Genomic DNA, 19,462 nt, shown 5'->3' with positions numbered 1-19,462 from the left:
TTTTTTGCACTGACGAAATAGTCGACGCAAGGAGCTTCGAACGCCTCACACTAAAAATTCGTGGGATATCTAGGTGAATTTGGCCCTGCCGCTGGTGGAGGCGACAGAGGTCGACTACTTAGAAGCAGTCCGCAAAGAGTAGAAGATTTTAATGGGCGCTTCCCGCAAACTCGATCAACGATGGATCTCTAAGCAAGCCTCTAGGATTTCAGTCAGTTTTAACCGGGAGTGGGCGCGATGCGTTGAGTTGCCCTTTTAGAATCCATTTTTTTTGCGAATAACGGACGAAGCAAATGTCTAGTAATCGCCCACATGACGATAAGTCCCAAAATCAGACCGACTAAGCCACCGATAATGCCGCCAAAACCGATGCCGAGTACGATATTCACTAATTCCGATAGATCGGGAGCCAAGCCGATACCTTTGGGTGCGGGTTCCACCTGCTCGTAGGTTGTGAGCCCTGTGACCATACCGATCCAGATGCCCGCATAAATGCTGAAGGCCACGCCGATTGCAAAAATCAAACCGAGGATCAATCGACCCGGGATAGAAATCCTCGGAGAAACAGGCAGTTTTTCCGTTTCTAGTGGGATCTGAGGGTCATTCATGGTTGGCGATTCCTTTTCGGACCAATCGGCTGAGTAACTGTATTGGTAACTCATGCCATCTTATCTCGATAAACGACTTGGATATGTAGGGAGAACGCTTATTTTTCCGGGACTTGTCTGTTTTGCGGGTCCAGGCGATGCAAAAGAATTTGTCCCAGGTGACATCGCCGCACAATAGTAGCCTCAACCTTATGGAAGTCAAAAATAATCAAACTCTTGAGATTTCTGGGCAATGAGAAGCCTGAACCTCCCCAGTTAGCTTATCAGCTTAACTCGGTGTCCGTTTCCGTGGGGAAGTCCACCTCCTCCATCCTCTCGGCAGGCTCTGGGGTTCCTGTTATTTCAAAGTTTCTTAACCAAAACAACACGAGGTGCGCCAAGAACTACAGAACTTCGATGATTTTTATTCCCTCGGAGCCCCACTATTACATTGCAATTCCTCATTAGTCTGCGAGCTACTCTGTCGAGTGCGCCACACAGTTAGCAGAATCGCGAGGGCTATCGGCGGAAGGATTACTAACAGCACTTCCACGAGATGAAATGCGTCAAAACTTTCATCCTTGGATCGCCTCGGTATCAATCCCAGAAAACCTGTAACGCCCCAGACCGCTCCGCTACCTCCAAAAATCCAGATCAAAGTCCGGGCTAAATTTGACCGGCGAACCGGAGCATAAACGGCCCAGCCCGAGCAGGCACCCAAGGTCGAACAAGCGAGTGCCACGAACGGAAAATACTCTCGAAACTCTTGTAAATCGTAACCGCGATCAAATTCGGAAGCTCCGATAGTTGCCCAGCGGATGACCAGGTATCCCGACCAGAGCAAAGCCGCCAGTGCGACGGTACCGATTGCCCCGCAGGCCGCCGCGCACAAGCCTCTGGAAAAACGCGGTCTGTTTCGAGCGAGTTTTAACATTCGGATAGTAATATTTTCCTCGTATCAAAGTGCTCTCATCGTAGTGCGATGTAACGAGAGGGTCACGCGGTGACATTTCGTTGACTGCGTAGTGATCCTCAATCAGAACGAGGTCTAAAGATTCCAGAGCCACCGCCCAAGTCGTCGCGTAAACTTCGATTACAGTCCTTCGCTATCTGCGAGCTGTCTCCGCCGAACTTCCCATTCGAGAATATGCATGCCAAGCTCCTTCGGCCCATTCCTTCTTGCACTGAATTTGCTAGGGATCGTCTTTTCCTCGATCGCATCGGCTCAGCCGGTCACACCCACCTTGAGTACTCAGGGACTTCCTGCGGCCGCAACCCTCGGCGCATCGCAACCTAAACTCGACTGGCTCATCGACAATTCCTTTGCCAAGGCAAAAGTCCTCCGTGGCGCCTCGGAGAGCGAATTGATTCTCGATAACGGGATTGTACGACGAACTTTCCTGCTTCGACCCAATGCCACCACCATTGGTCTCGACCACCTGGGGACTGGGCAATCTTTCCTTCGCAGCATCCGACCAGAAGCGCTTCTGGAAATCGACGGCAAAAGAATTCCCCTCGGCGGCCTTATCGGGCAGAAGGTCCACAACTTCTTGTTGCCGGAGATGCTGAAAAACATGCCGGCCGATCCGACCTCGTGGAAGTGCGTCGGATACACTCTCGATAAAACGCAAGAACGATTTCCCTGGAAGCCGCACAAGGAATGGATCAGTCAGCTGGTCAATTGGCCTCCGCCAGGGGTTCGCCTAACTTTCGACTATCAGTCGGAGGAACGGCAGCCCGGGATAACTGTTCAAGTTCACTACGAGCTTTATGATGGGATCCCGCTCTTTTCGAAGTGGCTGACTATCCGGAACCGTTCAGACAAACCGATTCACCTCAATCGCTTTTCGGTAGAGCAATTGGCGGTAGCGGAAGAAGAATCTATGGTCGATTCGAACGCCGCTCAATTCCGTTCCGCACTGCGGAAAATCCAGGTTTTCAGCGATTATGCCTTTGGGGGTGGCATGGCCGAGCATATCAGCAACCCGGCCGTGCAATGGAAAGCCGATCCCAGCTATGAAACGCAGGTGAGCTACGACAAACAGACGCCCTGTCTGCTGGAATGCACTCCACCGTACGGGCCGGACATTGATATTGAAGCGGGAAAATCCTTCGAATCCTTTCGCGTGTTCGAATTACTTCACGATAGTTCCGAGCGGGAACGGCGAGGGCTCGCCACGCGACGGGCTTATCGGCTGTTGGCTCCTTGGGTCAACGAAAACCCGATCCTGATGCATGTCCGATCGGCCGATCCGAAATCGGTGAAACTGGCCGTGGATCAGTGTTCGCAGGTCGGATTCGAAATGGTCATCATGACCTTCGGCAGCGGCTTCAATATCGAATCCCGCGATCCCAAATATCTCACCAATATGAAGGAACTGGCCGACTATGCTGGCCAAAAACGGATTGCTTTGGGAGGCTATTCGCTGCTGGCCAGCCGTTCGATCAACAAGGAAAACGACTGCATTAATCCGGCCACCCATGCTCCCGGTGGGATGCGCTTCGGGAATTCTCCCTGTCTGTGCAGTCAGTGGGGAGAAGATTACTTTCAGCAGCTCCGCAACTTTTACGAGAAAACAGGTTGTTCGGTTCTGGAACATGATGGCTCCTACCCCGGCGATGTCTGCGCCTCAACTACTCATCCCGGTCACAAGGGCCTGCAGGATTCGCAGTGGCGGCAATGGGAGAAGATCCGCAATTTCTATCAGTGGTGTCGATCTCAAGGAATTTATCTGAACGTGCCCGACTGGTATTACCTCGCCGGTTCGAATAAATGCGGCATGGGTTACCGGGAAACGAACTGGTCTCTGCCGCGCGAATGGCAAGAGGTGATCGAAAGGCAGAATATCTACGATGGCACCTGGGAAAAAACCTCGAGCATGGGCTGGATGTTTGTACCACTCACCGAATATCACGGCGGCGGCCCGGCCGCCACAATCGAGCCGCTCTCCCAACATCTGCCGCATTATGAATCTCGCTTGGCCAATCTGTTCGGCGCCGGAGTGCAGGCCTGCTATCGCGGACCCCGCCTTTACGATACCGATGAAACCAAGGCCGTGGTGAAGCGCTGGGTCGATTTCTACCGGAGCCATCGCACGATTCTCGATTCGGATCTGATCCACCTGAGGCGCGCGGATGGCCGGGATTGGGATGGCTGGCTGCATGTGAATCCGAATTCCGAAGAGCGCGGCCTCGCTATGTTTTACAATCCGCTTGAATCGGAAATGGTTCGGAACATCCAACTGCCGCTCTATTACACGGGATTAACTGGAAAGGCCGTGATTTATTTCGCCGATGGGAAAAAGCAGGAAGTATCCATCGCCTCGGATGGCTCGGCCACGATTCGCGCGACCATCCCGGCCCACGGCCGGACCTGGGTGCTAATCAAGGGCTCGTAAGAGCGGTGCTGGCAACCGGGGTATTCCAAAGAAGGAATTACTAAAAAGGCTCGCAAAGAGGGGAAGCCCCAGCGCGCAATCCAACTTTTGGGATCGATTCCGACGCGAGTATTTGGATCGGACCGGACCATAAGCACTCCTTTAAGCCGCAAGAAACAAAGAATTTCTAATGAGATTCCGGAACGAATTGGCTCCGGTTAGTTGGTGCTGAGAGTCACTCCCAGAGTGCAGGACGCAAAATCGCCTGCATCGAACTCGCACGAATAGCGGAGGTATCTCTTCGAGCTGGTGAAGTTAATGGTCTGGATGTTCGAGCTGGTGATGACGAAGGTGAAGGCGGCACCGGCCAGATCGGTCCAGGTGACTCCGTCAGCGGATTCCTGGTACTTGCCGTAAAAAGTGCTGCCATTCAGCGAGCTGAGTGTTTGCGTCGATTTGCAACTGACCCCGCCCGCCTTCAGATCGAGGGTGGCCGAGCGCAGGGGTGTATCGGCGTCCGTCACTGCCGTTCCCGAGGGAATTACGGTGAAGGAGAGGCCGGGGATGGAGTCGTTGAATAGGAACCAGGGTTTCATGGAACCGACTATAACAAAGCGTCCCGAACTGAGTTGGCGATCCGGGGGGAGTGGGCGAAGAGAAGAGGGATTAAAGGCCTGGCTTGCGGCTTAAGGGATTGGGCTGAGGTGGTCGGTTTGGGTGCTTCGGACGGTGTGACCGACGCGCACAAGGTGGATCTATATACGAGACTGAATTCTCTATTTTCATTTGTATGTCAGCGTTTGTCTGGATAGAGTTTGGAATATTGAAAGTACTAGTTCACTCAATCGGGATAGTATCAGTTACAATTGTTCGTCGTCTGACATAATGAATCCTGACTAATCGGCGATAGACAGCGGAGATTGCACGAATGGCTAAAGTACCACTAACTCACTTCACCCCGGATCCTGAAAGGCTTGAAGTTATTCGTGAGTGCATGGAGAGCTATAATGTTGGCGATCTTAAGGCTGAATGGCCAAACAACATCATCTCCCGTCAGGCAGTGGTGTATGGCAGCGGTGTAATTGCTCGACGAAGCGAATCCATTCACCATTCTGTAGACCCAGATGAGTTGACATTATGCCGCCAACTCTCAGCGGAAGCCGAAAAAGTTATGGACGAGACTGATGTAGGAATGGGTTCTTCTTCGAGTGATCCGTTCAGAGGGTTCTTCATCGCAGCAAACGTTGGAGAGTCTGTATCGAAGATTACTGAAGAGCTGGTTCGAGCCAAATTTGGTAACACTCTATTTCCGCCGGTTACGATCACTGTCGAGCCATTGGCCGAATCCGGAGTGTGGTGGTCTGAAGTGGAAGAAGATGGATCGGAGTCGGATCCTGAGTACTTTCTTCCTTGGCGGGAAATGATCCAGTGGTTCCGAAATCGTCCAGAATTTGTGGACACGCGCTTTGTGCGGATAGGCCACGATCGTGATTTGTGGGAGCTACCTCGGAAAGATTATCCCGAAGGAACAGAGATCACTGGTTGCGTTCTACCTCGACTAGCATTAGGTCTTACGCGGGGTGGCAGTCTCGTGGGTCTCTTTGGATATAGCGTCAAGTCGTAAAACTTTAATTGAAAGAGTAGTGCACTCTACACGAGGGCCATCCATCACGGGTCCAACTCACTCCGCCTAATTCGGCTTCAAATCTCCCCTATAGAACGACACCCACTGTGGAGAATGTTGAGTCCAATTTAGAATTCGGTATCGCCGCTTGGCTTCTGTGATTTCCTCAGGTAGAGGATTTAATCCGTTCGGGCAAAACCACAATTCCGGAACAGGATCATCAAAAGTGTATCCGAAAAATATGCAAAAACAGCCTCCTTTCTTTGTAATCTTTCACTCTCCTGAACTGAGCTTCACGGGTAGAGCAGGTAGTTTCCCTGTAAGCGTGTAGGTGCGGAGGGCCGATTCGGTCTCCTTTAAAGGATCCAGGTCCCGTAACTTCAGGGTGCGATAAATGCTCATCAGAATGCTTCGCGTCCGAGCCCCCTGCTGGCTGTAACTGCCGAAACTGACTTTCCGCATCATCACGCCCGGTCGGATTTCTCGCTCCCCCTTATTGTTGCTCTTGGGCACTCCCTCTATTTCCAGAAACGTTAATAGATCGTCGCCGTAATCGAACAAACGCTTGGCCAATCTCCGGGCGTGGCGGTTCGTCCACGGTCGCACCGCCAAATCGGTGATCCGCGTCTTAAGCCGCAGCAATCGGCTGTCGTAGCTCTCCTGTTGCAACTCTTCGATACCCGCCTCCAAACGCACGGCATCGGCGTAAATCCGCCACAGTTTCTTGCAGAATTCTGGCCAATCCTCGCCGCTTTCAGAGCCTTCATCGACCGCCGTCAAATCCCGCAACAAGTGAGGCCAACACTTCTGACGCTTCTGGGTCACGATGTCGTACGCTTTCCAGAAGTCGCTGACCAGAACGCCCTGGAAGGCTTCCGTGAAGAAGACCTTCAAGGCCTCGTGACCCCGCTTGGGGTGAATCCGATAATAGGTCGCATCGTCCCGCGCAAAACACCACAGCCAGGACGTCACTCCTTCGGTTCGCCAGCCGGTCTCATCGGCGTGCAGGACGCCGGCCAAAAGGCATTCGCGGTGAATCTGCTCGTACCAGGGTTCGAGTACTTCGGCCAGACGGTGCCAGATTTCGGTCAAGCCGCCCGCGCTGAGTTTCATCTGAAGGTGGCCGTTGAAGACCTCCAGGATCTGACTCGTCGTGGTACCCAGTCCGTAGTGCAGCCAGGCCGACAGGACCGTAGTTCGATGGCCCAGCTGACAGCCTGGCAGAGCGTCGGGAACAACCGGTTCGACCTGCTTTTTGCACTTGGGACACCAGTCGCGATGAATCGTGTGTTCGGTCGTCTGAGCGTGCAAATCGTCGGGAATATCTTCGATGATCCTTAGGCGTTGGCGGTCGGTGCGTTGCAGAGCTCCCTGGCAGCAGGGACAGACCTCCAGTTGGTGGGTCTGGCGTTTATCGATGCGGGTGGGAATTGGGCGATAATGACCGTCGTGTCCAGGCTTGGGGCCGGCTTTTCCCTTCTTTTTCTTGGGATTCGCATTCGGCTTTAAGTAGGGAGCGATGGATCCCGAGGGAGTGTTTGGCCCCAGAGGTATCGTGCCTGCAGCGACCGCGACGCTCAGTTGGAGCAACAGAAACTGCAATTCCAGGGGATCTCGATGAACGAATTCCCGAGCTTGTTCCGACGTCAGCTTTCCGCTTCGGAACGCTAAAAGGAAAGCGGGATCGAGAACGGGAGTTTCCGTCGAAGTTGGAATCGCAGAAGCCATGACGAAGTGATAGCAAATCGCAATCCCTCGCGCAAGACCAGTTCAGGGAAGTGAAAGGTTTCCTTTCTTTTTACAGTATCTCGCTCCGTAATAGATCAAAGAAGAGGGGATTACATATCCTCGGGTTTCTTCAAAGTACACTTCATCAGCCGCAAGTCTCTTTCCATAATCCTGGATTGATGACTCAAAACGGTGATATATCAGTTCTGGACGATCATCCATTTGAAGGTGATCGTAAGTATGTAATGGCAAACCACAACAGAACAAAAATGAGGCCAGGAGAATTACGACCGGTAGAAATGGACGTATTGTTTTATTTAGGCGCTTCCACATGCGAGGCTTCCTGGCACTAGCTGGCGAAGACAATTCTGTTATAGGAGTTACAAGAGCGATCCATTCAAAAGTCGTTGACTTTTGCATCCGATTGATAAATCTCAAACTTCCAGTTCCTGAAGATCAGGGTGCTACTTTCGTTCTCACTTTGATCATCTAACCGCCTGACCCACCTCAACTCTCCGCCGAATTTCGCGAACCTTCATCCCTTTGCCGATCTGCTTCGGCGATCAGCTCCGCCGGTTCTTAGGTAGGAGTGTATTGTCGTCGCAGGAGGCACAGTCGGGCACGTCTGACTCCTGCGTCAATCGACACTCTCCATGCAGCCGACACTTGCGCAACCACTTCCCCTGGCAGCTGCATTCGAAGCCGCCGGCGTCGGTCTTCTCGATCACCTTGCCCAGGTAGTCGCACTGCGTCAGAGCAATCCGCTTGGGCTTCGATTCCGGAGCGGCCGGCGGATCCAGCGGGTTGACCTCCCAGGCTCCCTGGAGGCACTCCCGTGTGTGATAGAGAAAGCAGAACTTGCACGCCCAGGCCTTCTGTTCGGGCCAGGGCAAGTCGCGGTCGTATTTGTCGCAGGTGCAGACGCTACTGCCACAGCCGCTCAAAGTGACCGTGATGGTGTAAGATCTCGGCATCGGCGGATAGGTGTGAATCTGCACGAGGCCAGCGTTGGTGGGTGGCGAGCCATCGTTCCAATCAATCGTGAAAGCTTCGTAATCGCCGAGGGTGTTCACGAACGCGATCACCTTGTAGCCGTCCACGGACACGGAGACGCTGGTGATCGATGGCGGAATACAGAGATTGATCGTTTCGGAAGATTCGCCTCCGCAATCATTCTTCACTGTCAACCACGCGGAGTAAGGGCCGACACCGGTGAACGTATGCGTCGGCTCGAGGCAAGCTGGAAGATCATGGCTCGATCCGCCGCTCGATCCTCTTTGGCCTGGGGAGGAAGGTACTGGCGATCTGACGCATGTCCGCGATCGCGGCCAGGCAGGCGTAACTGAACAACACCAGAATCATGCCCGGGAAGCGGTTGGAGACGGCCGTCCCCTGATGAGGGCCTTGAAAAAAGTGAATATTTCCGGGAGCGAGTGGAAGTTCATGCTTCAACCGATTCCAGGATTCGCTGCAGCGCTTCCACCAGCGGCATTTGAGCGGCCTTAATCTTAAGGCGAGCCTCTTCCACGCTGAAAAAATCTGCCCGATCGATTTCGGGAAATTCCTTCGTCCGACCCGATTTGGGAGGCCATTCCATCGTAAACGTATTGCTCTGAATAACGTTCGGATCGCAGTCGCCCGCAAATGCCCAGGCGTGGACGATCTTGCCCCCTTTTTGTTTGATTGACGACAATTCCACGAATGGCCCGGTTGGTGTAATGCCGGTTTCTTCCCGAAATTCTCGCTGCGCGGCCTCGAGCAGATGTTCACCCGGCTCGATTTCCCCTTTGGGTATCGACCAGTGGCCCTCGTCCTTGGTTCGATAGAGAGGACCGCCGGGGTGAGCCAGGAGCACTTGCAACTTCCCCTCTCGGAAGCGATACATCAGCAGGCCGGCACTCACTCGGGGCATGGGTGGGTTCACTCTCGAATAATCTGTCGATAAGTCAGATTGATCCGCTCGCCGACAGGTCGCTTCGTTTTCGGGATTTCATGCTTCCAAAACTGTTGCATGGTCCCTGCCATGATTATCAGCGTACCGTGACCGACGGGGAAGTTCATCGTTTCTTTCGATTCATTGTGCTTGATTCGAAACGTTCGGGTTGCCCCCAGTGATAGCGAGCCGATGATGTGGCCCACCTCCGGCTCATCGTCGGCGTGCAAGCCCATGCTGTCCTGCCCGGAGCTGTAACGATTCAGCAGACAGTAATTATACTGCCCCTCGATGGACTCGATCTTCTGCTTGATCTCCAGAAGTGTGGGTGTCCAGGGCAAAGCGACGTTGTCTCGGCCGGAGTAGCGATAGACGAGGCCGGGTTCTCCGTACGCGGCGATCAGTCGGGGCTGCAGGTAACCAAATATCCCCGGTTTTTGTTCCCAGGCAGAATGATCCCGAAGCTCAGCGAAGTAGCGATCCGCCATGTCGTGCGGGATGAATGCCTCTTTGTAAAGCAGAATCCCGCCGTCGGTGAGTTTGATGGTTTGCATGGAATTTCCCTCCGCCTTGCGAAGGGAGTGGGAAAGTATTCCACCCAGTTGGGGTGGCCGATATTCAATGGATTTCGCGCTATCCCAGCTCTGTCCGTAGGTGTTGCCATAACGCCGTTTTAAATCTGTGTATTGGCCGGATAGGGATTCAGGTCGCAAGGAATAAACTCTCCGGCGTGCGAACTCACTTTTTCCTTTTATAGGTGAGCTTAACCATCGGCAGTTCCTTACCGTCTTTATCAACCAGGAACAGGCTATAGTTCACCGTATCGTCATTTTTGATCTCAGTAACCGACTTATAATTCACGGTCTTCTGGTCCGCACCTCGGCCGGTTCCGGTCAGGGTCATGATCTTGCCCTCCTTGTCGAGATCACCTTCCATAATTCTGGGCTGGGTGGAGAAAGAGTCTACCCAAACACTCCGGTATTTCTTCGTCGCCGAGTCGTAACTCTCGAGGCTTTTCCCTTGAAACTTGAAGCCGCCAAATTCTCCCTCGAAGTCTCCCATCAGCCAAAGACCGCCCAATTCCATCTTGTAAATCATCGTCCCTTTCCCGTTTTCGGAATCTGCGCTCCAACTCCCCACGAGTCGCTTGAGGTATTCCTGATCTTTACTCGGCTTCTGCGGTTCCTGAGCCTGGGCAGGTAGTGATAGGTGGAGAAGGGCAACACCGATCAGCAGGGCTTTCAGAAAAACTACCATGTCGATTATCCTCTATTGAATCAGAGTCCCAGCCGAGGCTAACTGCACGTGCAGTGGCGAACGCGGAAGGTCGATTCCACATTCAGTCGAATGAAACTGGAGGAAATCGACAGAAGAACGGAAAATCCTTCCAATTGTGCAAAAAGTCGATTCTCGGAGGCGACTTGGTTCCAGGCTTTCAGCGTCTTATGGAACCTAATTGGGAAGCGGGTGTCAAGTAGCTCGCAGGACGACTAGCGGTATTTTTCCGCTAGGAGCCGCCGAAGTAAGCCGAGCTATCCGGTGCCTACAGCAAGCCCATCGTGAGCCGGGAAATTGATCCGCCCCGCCACTCACCTGTACGGCCAGGTCCCGAATCGATCCGGCCTGCGATGGCAACCAGCTTCTCCTATAGATCAGCGGTATCGAGATACCAGGAGACTTTCGGAATTTCCGGCATCTCGCGGCCATCGTCCTTCCCGATCTCGGCTTTGATCACTGCTTCGAGCTTGGCACTCATGGCCAGAAGCAGCGCGGCGTTCTTCTCGCGATCGGCCGCCAGATTGATAACTTCCTCGGGATCGGATTGGTGATCGAAAAGTTCCACGTCATTCGATTTGTAAAGTTCATCGAGCGTGGTCGGGTGGTTGCGCTCGATAGGGGCGAAATAGCGCGAGAATTTATAACGCCCATCAAATACGGTTCGAACACTTCCGCGTTTCCTCAGATCGGGTTTGTAACCGGCTTTTTCCAACTCCTCTTTGGGGGAGCGGTTCGCCGCGAGGGCTTCCCCAGCAACTTTGAGCAACGTCGAATCGTTGGTGCACAGCGCGCTGTAGGCGAACAGCACACCCTCGCGCGATTCGGTGATACTCGCCTCGGCTCCCTTCGCCAGCACGGGTGAGAGGTCCTTCCCCGGAAGGTCGCGGCCTGCCACTTCACTCCGTTTTGTTGCGGATAGGCCCGCCATGGACAGGAGTGTCGGCACCACGTCGATATGACTGGACAAAGCTTTGCACGACTGTCCGCCTTTGACATCGGGGTGAACGACGAAGAACGGAATATGAGTGGCTTCCTCATAGGCAAACGGACCCTTGCCGCGCAGGCCGTGCCCGCCGGCCATTTCCCCATGGTCGGAAGTGAACAGGATGATCGTCCGCTCGGCCAGACCCAGCGCATCGAGCTCATTGAGGATGTTCTGCAGCTGGATGTCGACGGAGCGAATCGAATTGAGGTAAAAGTCGTTGAAACGGCGCCAGCGCTCTTCTTCGAGAGGTATGTGGCCCAGCACATAGTCCCACATCTTCAGAAACTCGCCGTGGGCCTTCGGTCGATGCGGGGCATTGAGTGGCTCTCGAAGCGTTTTTGCCACCGGCATGTCCCATTTCTTCTTATAAATGGGGTGATTGGGGGCTTGGGTGGCTCGTTTCAGGAGTTTACCCGTGTCCTGGGTTTTCTGGCCGGGCGCATCGGTGTTGAAATACATCACATCGTGCGGATTCACCAGACTGACGAACAGGCTCCAGGGCTTACCGGCGTCTGAAAGCGGCCGCCCCTGACGTCGGAGCCAGGTGATTGCGCTGCCGCTGATCAAGTGGTCGAACTGGTATCCTCCCAGGTCGTGGCCGACCAGATCGCCGGGCGAGGCGTAATCGGCGAAACCGTATTCTTCCATTTCTCGAGTGAACAGCTTGGTCGGGTTATGCGAATCGAATTCCCGATTGAGGTGCCACTTCCCCTTATAAGCGGTGTAGTAGCCCGCCTTGCGGAGCATATGGCCGATCGTGGGCACCGTCGGAGAGAGACTGTTCTGCCAGGGGGTATCGCAGTTGTCGAACATCTTGTTGTCGGCCGTTTGCAGACCGGTCATCAGAACCGACCGCGACGGCGTGCACATGCAGGCACTGGTGTAGTGGTTGGTGAAAGTCGTGCCGGTTTTTTGCAGCCGTTCGTGAGCGGGCAGCGACATGCCCCGGGGCCATTTGGGGAAAAAACGTTCCTGATCCGTGAAGAGGAACAGGATGTTCAAACCGTTCTTGCCTTCCGAAAAAGCAGCAGTGCCTTTCGCTTCCAGCTCCGCTCGGGCCGCTGCCGTGCCAAACAGCATCGCCGCCGAGGTACCGGCAGTCAAGCTGTTGAATTCCCGCCTCGACACATGATGAGGGTCCGATGGGTTGCTCATGGATCTGATCCTTTAGGATTATCACTGGATTCACTTGGCCGCAGGATTTCGGTCTGCGAATGGCCACAATGAGGGTACCGACTGAAAGCTTGAATTTCTTTTTCTATACCTGAAATGAATGGCGATGTCCAGTTTATCATGTCGGTCGGGGCAGGAGATTTAGCATCGTTGCTTGCTGTAGGAGTAACAGAAATGTCTGGTTGAAAAACTCCACTATGTAACTCGGATTCGACCTTAAATTGCTTTCGAGCACCCGGGAAGGCCTCTGGGATAGCGACCTTTTCGGGGCATTCTCGACAGTCGTACAACATTTTGTCGCGGGCCGTTTCGTGCGAGCCTTGGATGTAATTTGCAGGCGGACCAACTAAACTACCCGGAAAGAATATTGCAATCGGATTTCAGAGCTATGCAACGGAACAATCCCAGCTTGATCCTCAGGCCAGCCTGCCAAAACGACTTCAGTCAAATCTGGGAGATCCTAAAACCGATCCTACGAGCCGGTGAATTTTATGCACTTCCTCCGGAGATGACTCAAGAGAGTGCAATCGCCTATTGGACCAAATCGGATCACGATACTTTTGTCGTTGAGGAAGACGGTAAAATTCTCGGGACCTATTTTCTTAGAGCAAACCAACTGGGGGGCGGCTCTCATGTCGCAAATTGCGGCTATGCGACCTGTCTGAAAGCGCGCGGACAAGGAGTGGCCCGCAAGATGTGTTTGCATTCACTCGAGTTCGCGCGATCCCGCGGCTTTCTGGCGATGCAATTCAATTTTGTGATAAGCACCAATGACCGGGCAGTCCGGCTATGGACAAGTCTCGGGTTCGAAGTCGTTGGCACCTTGCCTGGCGCATTCGCTCATCCCGAAAAAGGCTTTGTCGATGCTCTAATTATGTTTCGAAAACTTTAGTGAATTCCCGCGATGAACTGAGCGGAGAACAAATATCGAGTGGCCCAGAACGGAAAGTAATGACGCTCCCGCCTGTATTGGGTCGACCAACGGATTCATGAGATTTATCGCGCTCGCATCCGAAGCTGCGATACTTGCTGGCAGGGTTACCCGTCCGGCAAAACGATAGCGGCTTTACATTTTTCCCAGTGTCTCCTCAGGAGGGACCGCTCGATTAACGAATCGTCGCTTATTTGCGGACCTTCAGGATAACCGGCTTGGCTCCATAATCCGTACCCTTCGACTCGTTGCGGGCGAGGACTATCAAAGGATGTTCCAGCTCGGGAACCCACGATTCCGCAAACAAAACGATCTCGCGCTCCGAAGTCCCCGGAGTGATCAGGATGCCATTGAGCCCGATGTTTTCCACGCGGACTCCGTGCGGCAGGCCGCGAACCTCGATCGGAATCCGTCCCGCGTAGCCGTTACGTCGTTCGACTTTCACTACGAGCCGGGTTTCTTGTCCCGGTTTGAGAGAGACTTCGCTGACGCTGGTCGTAGCAACAATATCACCGGCATCGGCCAGCTTTGGCGGGCCTCCGACGAATTCCCGTACAACCTCCCGCCCATCGATGGTGGCCCGGGCTACGAGCTTCAGCGGCTTGAGCGCGGGAGTCTCGGGTAACTTCGCCGACAATTTTGCAAAAAGCGGGAAGGTCATCGTCAATTGCTCGCGGTCGATCGAACTGGGCGGCGCTTCCAATCCTTCGGGAAGATTTTCGAGCGCGAAGTGGATGGGACCGTTGAAGCCATCGATTCGCGTCGCGGTAACGTTGATCGGTACTGATCCCCCTTTCCAGACGACCGGATTAGCTGAGTTGAACGCAACTGCGAAATCGGGGTGGGGTGGCCGCACTGTCAACCGGTAGCTGAATAACTCGCCGCCGGCGCCACGCACGTCTTTGAGACGAACTCGATAAGTTCCATCCTGGGGTGGATCGAAAGTCAGTAGCGAATCTTTGCCGTAACTGGCTCCGCCGTCGTCATTTCGATAAGGCAATTGAATGAGTGGCAGGCCATTGGCGGGGAAACTGCTTCCAGCCGGGTGAATTTCCACCTTGTACATCGGCGAGCCGTTGTAATGCTGAGTGGGGGTGGTCTCCAAAAATCCCTGCCGACGGCCAGCAACCTCGTAGAACTGACAATCATCATCGGGACCTTTAGGAAGCTCCTTGACGCGCATCAGTTCGCCATCGACGAACAGGTAATCATCCATGCCCAGTTCGTGCCACGATTCGAGGCGAATTCCGGGGTTGACAGAATCGCTATCCCGAAACGTCGAAAAGATACGTGCCGTGCTGCGCAGAGTGGCCCGCATCACCAGCTGATTCTGAGAATCGACGATCTCGATGACGGAGTCCAATGGCGAACCGAGTCGGCGCGCTTCGACTTCGAGTAATAGCCGTTGCCCTTTTTTGGCCTTAAAGTAAATCGCATGCACCTGCTGAGGTTCAGCCAGGGTCCCCGTTGCAGTTCCCGGAACTTGGATGTGCGCCTCTTTTTGAGCCACCCTGACTTCCGGAAATTCCCCCGCTCGCACAGCCGCTTCCCCGACCACCGCTTCTGGCAAGCCCGGCAGTGCAATCGGAATTCTGCTCCCCGGCTTCGCATCAGCGGGAATGGTGACCGGCAGGCTTCGCTGATTGCCGAGATTCACCCCATGAATCCGCACCAACCCGGAAGTTCCCCGCTGGAAACTCAGAGGAGACGCTCCGGTGATAAGGGGGAACGAACCGATACTGAGCCGATACGAATAATCGCCGCCGCCCCGAAATTCCTTGTCGCGAATACTGATCGCCAGGTAACCGCTATCTTGGGCCACATAGCCGAGCAGGCCGTTGGCACTGTCGACTAGGACTTTTCCCTGAGCGTCGGTCAGTTCAAGGAACGGATCGAGTTTGGAGCCGATCTCTCCGGTGAAAACTTGAATCGCGATTTCCTGACCGGCCTTCGCTTCGAAATGAAAATAATCGGCTTTACCCGGCTTGGATAGAGTACCGATCAGAGTGGCCGGGAGAGTCACTCTCGAACCGGTGCGAGACGATTCGTTGGCCATCATTCCAGAAGCCACGGGATAGCGATCCACGAAAAAGGGCAGGGCCGCGGAGTTTCCCGCCGGCGATTTGGCCAGGAGATTCGTCTTACCCGGCTTGAACTGGGAATCGATTGTTAAACGGGCGATCAACTGCGTGGGTCCGCGTCCTTCCGGGAGAATCTCAGCCTGGATTCCGGGACTGGCCGCGATCTCCGTCACCTCATTTAAGTGTTCTCCGGTGAAAACGACCCGGACTTGCGAACCGCGGACACCCTGTGCCGGAGTCATCTTCCGGAGGATGGCAGGCTTCGGTTTAATCGGCAGCGGTTCGGCCACTATTTTGCCGTTGTCCGAAGCGAGAAGTTTCAAAGCTCCATCGAACAGTCCCAGCGCCAACTGCTTTTGATCCGGACTGAGAGCCAGCGCCAGAATAGTTTCTTTCTGTGCCGGGAAAACCAGCTTTTCCTTCATGGCCGCGGCGTTCCAGCTCTTGCAACTCCCCCCTTCGCCGATCGAATAAAGCACTTGTCCGTTTTGGGAATAGAGGATCCGGGTGACCGGTTCCGTATGCGCGAAAACCGAGTGGACCAGTCGTCCGCCGTTGGCGTCCGCCTGCCAGATTCGAATGCTTTTGTCTATTCCCGCGGCCGCCAGATGGAGCTTATCAGGACTCCAGACTACCGAATGGACCGCATCGGTCGGCTCGGAAAGCGTATAGAGTCTCTTGCCGGTCGCGATATCCCAAACCTTGACGGCTCGATCGGCACCCGCCGACGCCAGCAGTTTTCCCTCGGGATGGAAGTCTAAGCCATAGACGGCATCGCTGTGATCTTTGAGTTCTTGAATAACGACTTGAGGCTTGGCGGGATCGACGACTCGAATAACGCGATCGTAGCCGGCGGAAGCCAGTTTTTTGCCGTCGGGGCTGAAGGTCAGAGCATAGATCACATCCGTGTGGGGAGTGATCGTCGCTTCGAGTAGCGGCGAAGAGAAGGTTTGCGCCGTCACACGATAGAGTCGGATTTCACCCGATTTTCCGGGCCGGCCGCTGGCGACTGCCAACCGGTCGCCCTGACTACTGAAGGCCAGCGCAGTGACGCGTTCCGTTTGTCCCGAGAGTCGGCTAATGACGTCCGCTTTCGCCGGATCGATCAGCAACACTTCTCCGTACAATCCCGCCGCCAGCACGGGAAAGCTGGGATGATAAGCCAACGCCGTGACTGGAGGCAGAGGAGCCCCCTGGGAAATCCCTGCGCTCAGGAAAGTAAAAAATAGGAGGAGAGTCTTTTTCATAATCGATTTTTGATGCAGCTGAGCGTCTTCAGGACGCGGCAATCAGTGATTGAACAGGAATTCCCGGGAGGTCAGCACGGCCCAGAAAAGGTCTTCAAGCGCTTCCCGGCGGCCGGGAGCATTCGGCTCACTCGATGTTTTGTTAGCGAAAATCGCCTGGAAACGCTCGCGTTCTTTGGCGCTGGGTGGCCGACTGAGGGCCAGCATAAAGATGCGGCTGATCGCCTGTTCGTCCGTCACCTTCTCTTTCAACCAGGCGCTGACACGCGAATCCGGGGCACGGAGCTTGTCGTTGAGGGTCTGGCCATTATTCATCATCAGAGCCTGTCCGACGGTGGGATCCTGCTGCCGTTCGCAGGAGCAGGTGGCCAGGCGATCCGGCCGGCCGAACGCATCCAGAAACCGGGAAGCGACTCGGGAGTCGGGAAGCTGCAGAGCGCGTGTGCCCGGCGGATAGTTCGAGGTCGCGGCGACCCCCCCTTCGACGCCTGTGTAAATTTCCTTGAAGGGCGTCGGTGAACCAGTCACCTGCGACAGGGCATCCAAAATCACTTCACCGGGAAGACGACGCACGAGGTAACGGGAATAGTAGCGATCGTCCTGAGCATTCTCTTCCAGTTTCTGCGAGGAACGCTGATAGGCCGCCGAATTCATGATGGTGCGAATCAGAACCTTCACATCGAATTTATGGGTTATAAAATCGCGGGCGAGTGCGTCGAGTAGCTCGCGATTACTGGCCGGATTGGTTTCGCGCAGATCATCTTCCGCCTCGACCAGTCCGCGGCCCATGAAGTTCCGCCAGACCCGATTCACCAGGGCCTTGGCAAAGTACGGATTATCCGGCGAAGTCAGCCAGTCCGCAAAATAGATTCGGCGATCGCGTCCCTCCTCGGCGGCAAGAGGTAGGCCATCGAGCGGTGCGGCTGGCATCGGCACGCCCCGGCGGGGATGCAGCACATCTCCGGTCGGTCGCTCAAAGACCACCACATCTCCGTCTCGTTCCCCATTTTTCAAACCGACGCGCGAAAACAGATTGGCGAATGACCAGTATTGATCCTGCGTCCATTTTTCGAGCGGGTGATTGTGACAGCGTGCGCAGGTTACCGACATGCCGAGAAAGCTGACCGCGACCGTTTCCGCGACATCCGAAGTGTCTTTATGCAGAACGAAAAAGTTCCCGCCGCCATTTTGCATCGTACTGCCGTTGGCGAGCAGGATATCGCGGGCCAATTGATCCCACGGTTTGTTATCCGCAACGGCCTGACGCAGTGAACGATAAAAACTCCACATGGCTGGCTGCGGCAACTTCCGGGTCGAGACCAGAAACAGATCGGACCATTTATAAGACCAGTAATCGATTAACTCCGGTCGCTCCAGTAGCTCGGCGATCAGCTTCGCCCGTTTATCGACCGATTTGTCTGAAATGAATTTTTCGACCTCTTGTGGTTGTGGAAGAATTCCCGTCGCGTCGAGAAAGGCTCGGCGGATAAATTCGGCGTCCTTACAGTTCGGCGAAGGAGGCAGGTTTAGCGACTGCAACTTCTGCAGTACGAGTTCATCGATGAAATTGCTGCGAGGAGAGTCCGCGAAAACTTTCGGATTCACGGAGTTAGGGAAAGGAGAGGTTATCACCATGGTGGTGACTCGGGAGCCGAAACCCACCGTAATGGAGGCCTCTCCATAACCGGCTCCGGAGACGAGAGCCTCTTCGGTTACTTTCGCAACATTATCGTCGCTGCTTCCATAGTGACACCAGCGCGTCACATCCTTGATCTGCCCATCGGAATAAAACGCCCGGACGATTAGGGAAGATTTGGCTTGCGGGGAGAGCAGGGCGGCCCGGGGGAGTACTTCGATGCGATCCAGCTTGGCATCGACCGGATTGAGGAGCGCGCCCGACTGTATCCAGGTGAGGAGCGTATTATAATCGGCCTCATCGGCGAACAATCGTTGCCCACCCCCGTGCGGCATCAGGCGTGCCCCTTTGAGGAGCACGAGACTTTTTTCCGGCTGGCTGCGGTCAACTCTTCGGGCCAGGGCCTGTCGAGTGAGAACGAAGTGATCGGATTCAGGATCATAGCCGCGCAGGGAAAGTTTGAGGCCGCCCTTACCGGCGAGCGCTCCGTGACAGGAACCGGAATTGCATCCTGCTCGCGTCAGAATCGGGATTATGTCGTTGCGAAACGATGGAGGCGCATTCTGCTCGGCTTTCAGGACTAGAACTTTGGCCGTCGCGGTCTTTCCATCGGAAGTCTTTGCCGTCACAATCACATTGCCGTTGCCGACCGCTTGAAGGGTTCCCTTATCAATAACCGCCACTTTAGTATTCGAAGAAACGAGAGTTACGCCCGCCGTCTTCTCAGCTATCACGCGTCCTTTTTCCTCTTCAACGATCAAAAGTTTTTGCGAGGCGCCCGGTCCGGTGAGAGTCACCTCGGAAGGCAGAATCCGCAGATCGGCCGCCAACACCTGCACGGCGGATAAACCGAAAAATAGTACTGTCAGAAGTTGACGCATG

15 protein-coding genes are annotated in these 19,462 nt (G+C 54.5%); 3 read left to right on the top strand and 12 right to left on the bottom strand.

The features are described 5' to 3' along the window. Positions 1 to 218: 218 nt before the first annotated feature. Both KIH39_RS17925 and KIH39_RS17920 read right to left on the bottom strand, forming a co-directional pair. Positions 219 to 608 carry a CrcB family protein gene (locus KIH39_RS17925; RefSeq protein WP_213494604.1) on the bottom strand — a complete coding sequence of 130 codons (390 nt, stop codon included), beginning with the start codon at positions 606 to 608 and terminating at the stop codon, positions 219 to 221. A gap of 403 nt (positions 609 to 1,011) precedes the next feature. Next, positions 1,012 to 1,521, bottom strand: a complete 510-nt coding sequence (locus KIH39_RS17920) for a hypothetical protein (protein ID WP_213494603.1) — start codon at positions 1,519 to 1,521, stop codon at positions 1,012 to 1,014. Positions 1,522 to 1,738: 217 nt separating this feature from the next. On the opposite strand from KIH39_RS17920, the gene KIH39_RS17915 reads away from it, so the two are divergent. Then, on the top strand, positions 1,739 to 3,985 hold the full coding sequence (locus KIH39_RS17915) for a hypothetical protein (protein WP_213494602.1): 2,247 nt from the start codon (positions 1,739 to 1,741) through the stop codon (positions 3,983 to 3,985). A 197-nt stretch (positions 3,986 to 4,182) separates the two neighbouring features. Here KIH39_RS17915 and KIH39_RS17910 read toward each other — a convergent pair whose 3' ends face one another. After that, positions 4,183 to 4,560, bottom strand: coding sequence for a hypothetical protein (locus KIH39_RS17910; RefSeq protein WP_213494601.1), 378 nt, complete (start codon positions 4,558 to 4,560; stop codon positions 4,183 to 4,185). A gap of 332 nt (positions 4,561 to 4,892) precedes the next feature. On the opposite strand from KIH39_RS17910, the gene KIH39_RS17905 reads away from it, so the two are divergent. Continuing rightward, positions 4,893 to 5,588, top strand: coding sequence for a hypothetical protein (locus KIH39_RS17905; protein ID WP_213494600.1), 696 nt, complete (start codon positions 4,893 to 4,895; stop codon positions 5,586 to 5,588). Positions 5,589 to 5,861: 273 nt separating this feature from the next. Here KIH39_RS17905 and tnpC read toward each other — a convergent pair whose 3' ends face one another. The 7 genes from tnpC to KIH39_RS17870 all read right to left on the bottom strand — a co-directional run bounded on the left by tnpC (position 5,862) and on the right by KIH39_RS17870 (position 12,667). Continuing rightward, the gene (gene tnpC, locus KIH39_RS17900; RefSeq protein ID WP_213494599.1) at positions 5,862 to 7,316 is read right to left on the bottom strand and encodes an IS66 family transposase; all 1,455 of its coding nucleotides are present in this window, start codon (positions 7,314 to 7,316) and stop codon (positions 5,862 to 5,864) included. 563 nt (positions 7,317 to 7,879) lie between these two features. Then, a complete protein-coding gene (locus KIH39_RS17895; RefSeq protein WP_213494598.1) occupies positions 7,880 to 8,497 on the bottom strand; it encodes a hypothetical protein in 618 nt (205 codons plus the stop codon). A gap of 67 nt (positions 8,498 to 8,564) precedes the next feature. Continuing rightward, positions 8,565 to 8,768 (bottom strand): hypothetical protein, encoded by a 204-nt coding sequence (locus KIH39_RS17890; RefSeq protein WP_213494597.1) that lies wholly within the window; start codon positions 8,766 to 8,768, stop codon positions 8,565 to 8,567. Then, the gene (locus KIH39_RS17885; protein ID WP_213494596.1) at positions 8,758 to 9,228 is read right to left on the bottom strand and encodes an NUDIX domain-containing protein; all 471 of its coding nucleotides are present in this window, start codon (positions 9,226 to 9,228) and stop codon (positions 8,758 to 8,760) included. Before KIH39_RS17885 ends, KIH39_RS17890 begins: the two co-directional genes overlap by 11 nt. 8 nt (positions 9,229 to 9,236) lie before the next feature. Further along, positions 9,237 to 9,962 (bottom strand): alpha-ketoglutarate-dependent dioxygenase AlkB family protein, encoded by a 726-nt coding sequence (locus tag KIH39_RS17880; protein WP_213494595.1) that lies wholly within the window; start codon positions 9,960 to 9,962, stop codon positions 9,237 to 9,239. Between the two features lie 25 nt (positions 9,963 to 9,987). After that, a complete protein-coding gene (locus KIH39_RS17875; RefSeq protein WP_213494594.1) occupies positions 9,988 to 10,506 on the bottom strand; it encodes a DUF1579 domain-containing protein in 519 nt (172 codons plus the stop codon). Between the two features lie 388 nt (positions 10,507 to 10,894). Further along, complete coding sequence (locus KIH39_RS17870; protein ID WP_213494593.1) at positions 10,895 to 12,667, bottom strand: sulfatase-like hydrolase/transferase; 1,773 nt, start codon at positions 12,665 to 12,667, stop codon at positions 10,895 to 10,897. Between the two features lie 427 nt (positions 12,668 to 13,094). Here KIH39_RS17870 and KIH39_RS17865 point away from each other — a divergent pair, with 427 nt between their 5' ends. Continuing rightward, positions 13,095 to 13,577 carry a GNAT family N-acetyltransferase gene (locus KIH39_RS17865; protein WP_390623713.1) on the top strand — a complete coding sequence of 161 codons (483 nt, stop codon included), beginning with the start codon at positions 13,095 to 13,097 and terminating at the stop codon, positions 13,575 to 13,577. Between the two features lie 229 nt (positions 13,578 to 13,806). On the opposite strand, the gene KIH39_RS17860 is transcribed toward KIH39_RS17865, so the two are convergent. Both KIH39_RS17860 and KIH39_RS17855 read right to left on the bottom strand, forming a co-directional pair. Further along, positions 13,807 to 16,944 (bottom strand): WD40 repeat domain-containing protein, encoded by a 3,138-nt coding sequence (locus KIH39_RS17860; RefSeq protein ID WP_213494591.1) that lies wholly within the window; start codon positions 16,942 to 16,944, stop codon positions 13,807 to 13,809. A 42-nt stretch (positions 16,945 to 16,986) separates the two neighbouring features. Further along, positions 16,987 to 19,461: a DUF1553 domain-containing protein gene (locus tag KIH39_RS17855; RefSeq protein WP_213494590.1), complete on the bottom strand. Its 2,475-nt coding sequence runs from the start codon at positions 19,459 to 19,461 to the stop codon at positions 16,987 to 16,989. Position 19,462 lies beyond the last annotated feature (1 nt).

Origin of the sequence: Telmatocola sphagniphila (assembly GCF_018398935.1) — a bacterium.
GTDB classification, from domain to species: domain Bacteria; phylum Planctomycetota; class Planctomycetia; order Gemmatales; family Gemmataceae; genus Telmatocola; species Telmatocola sphagniphila.
The sequence above is the reverse complement of the archived record's forward strand: the minus strand, read 5'-3'. Positions and strand labels throughout refer to the sequence as shown.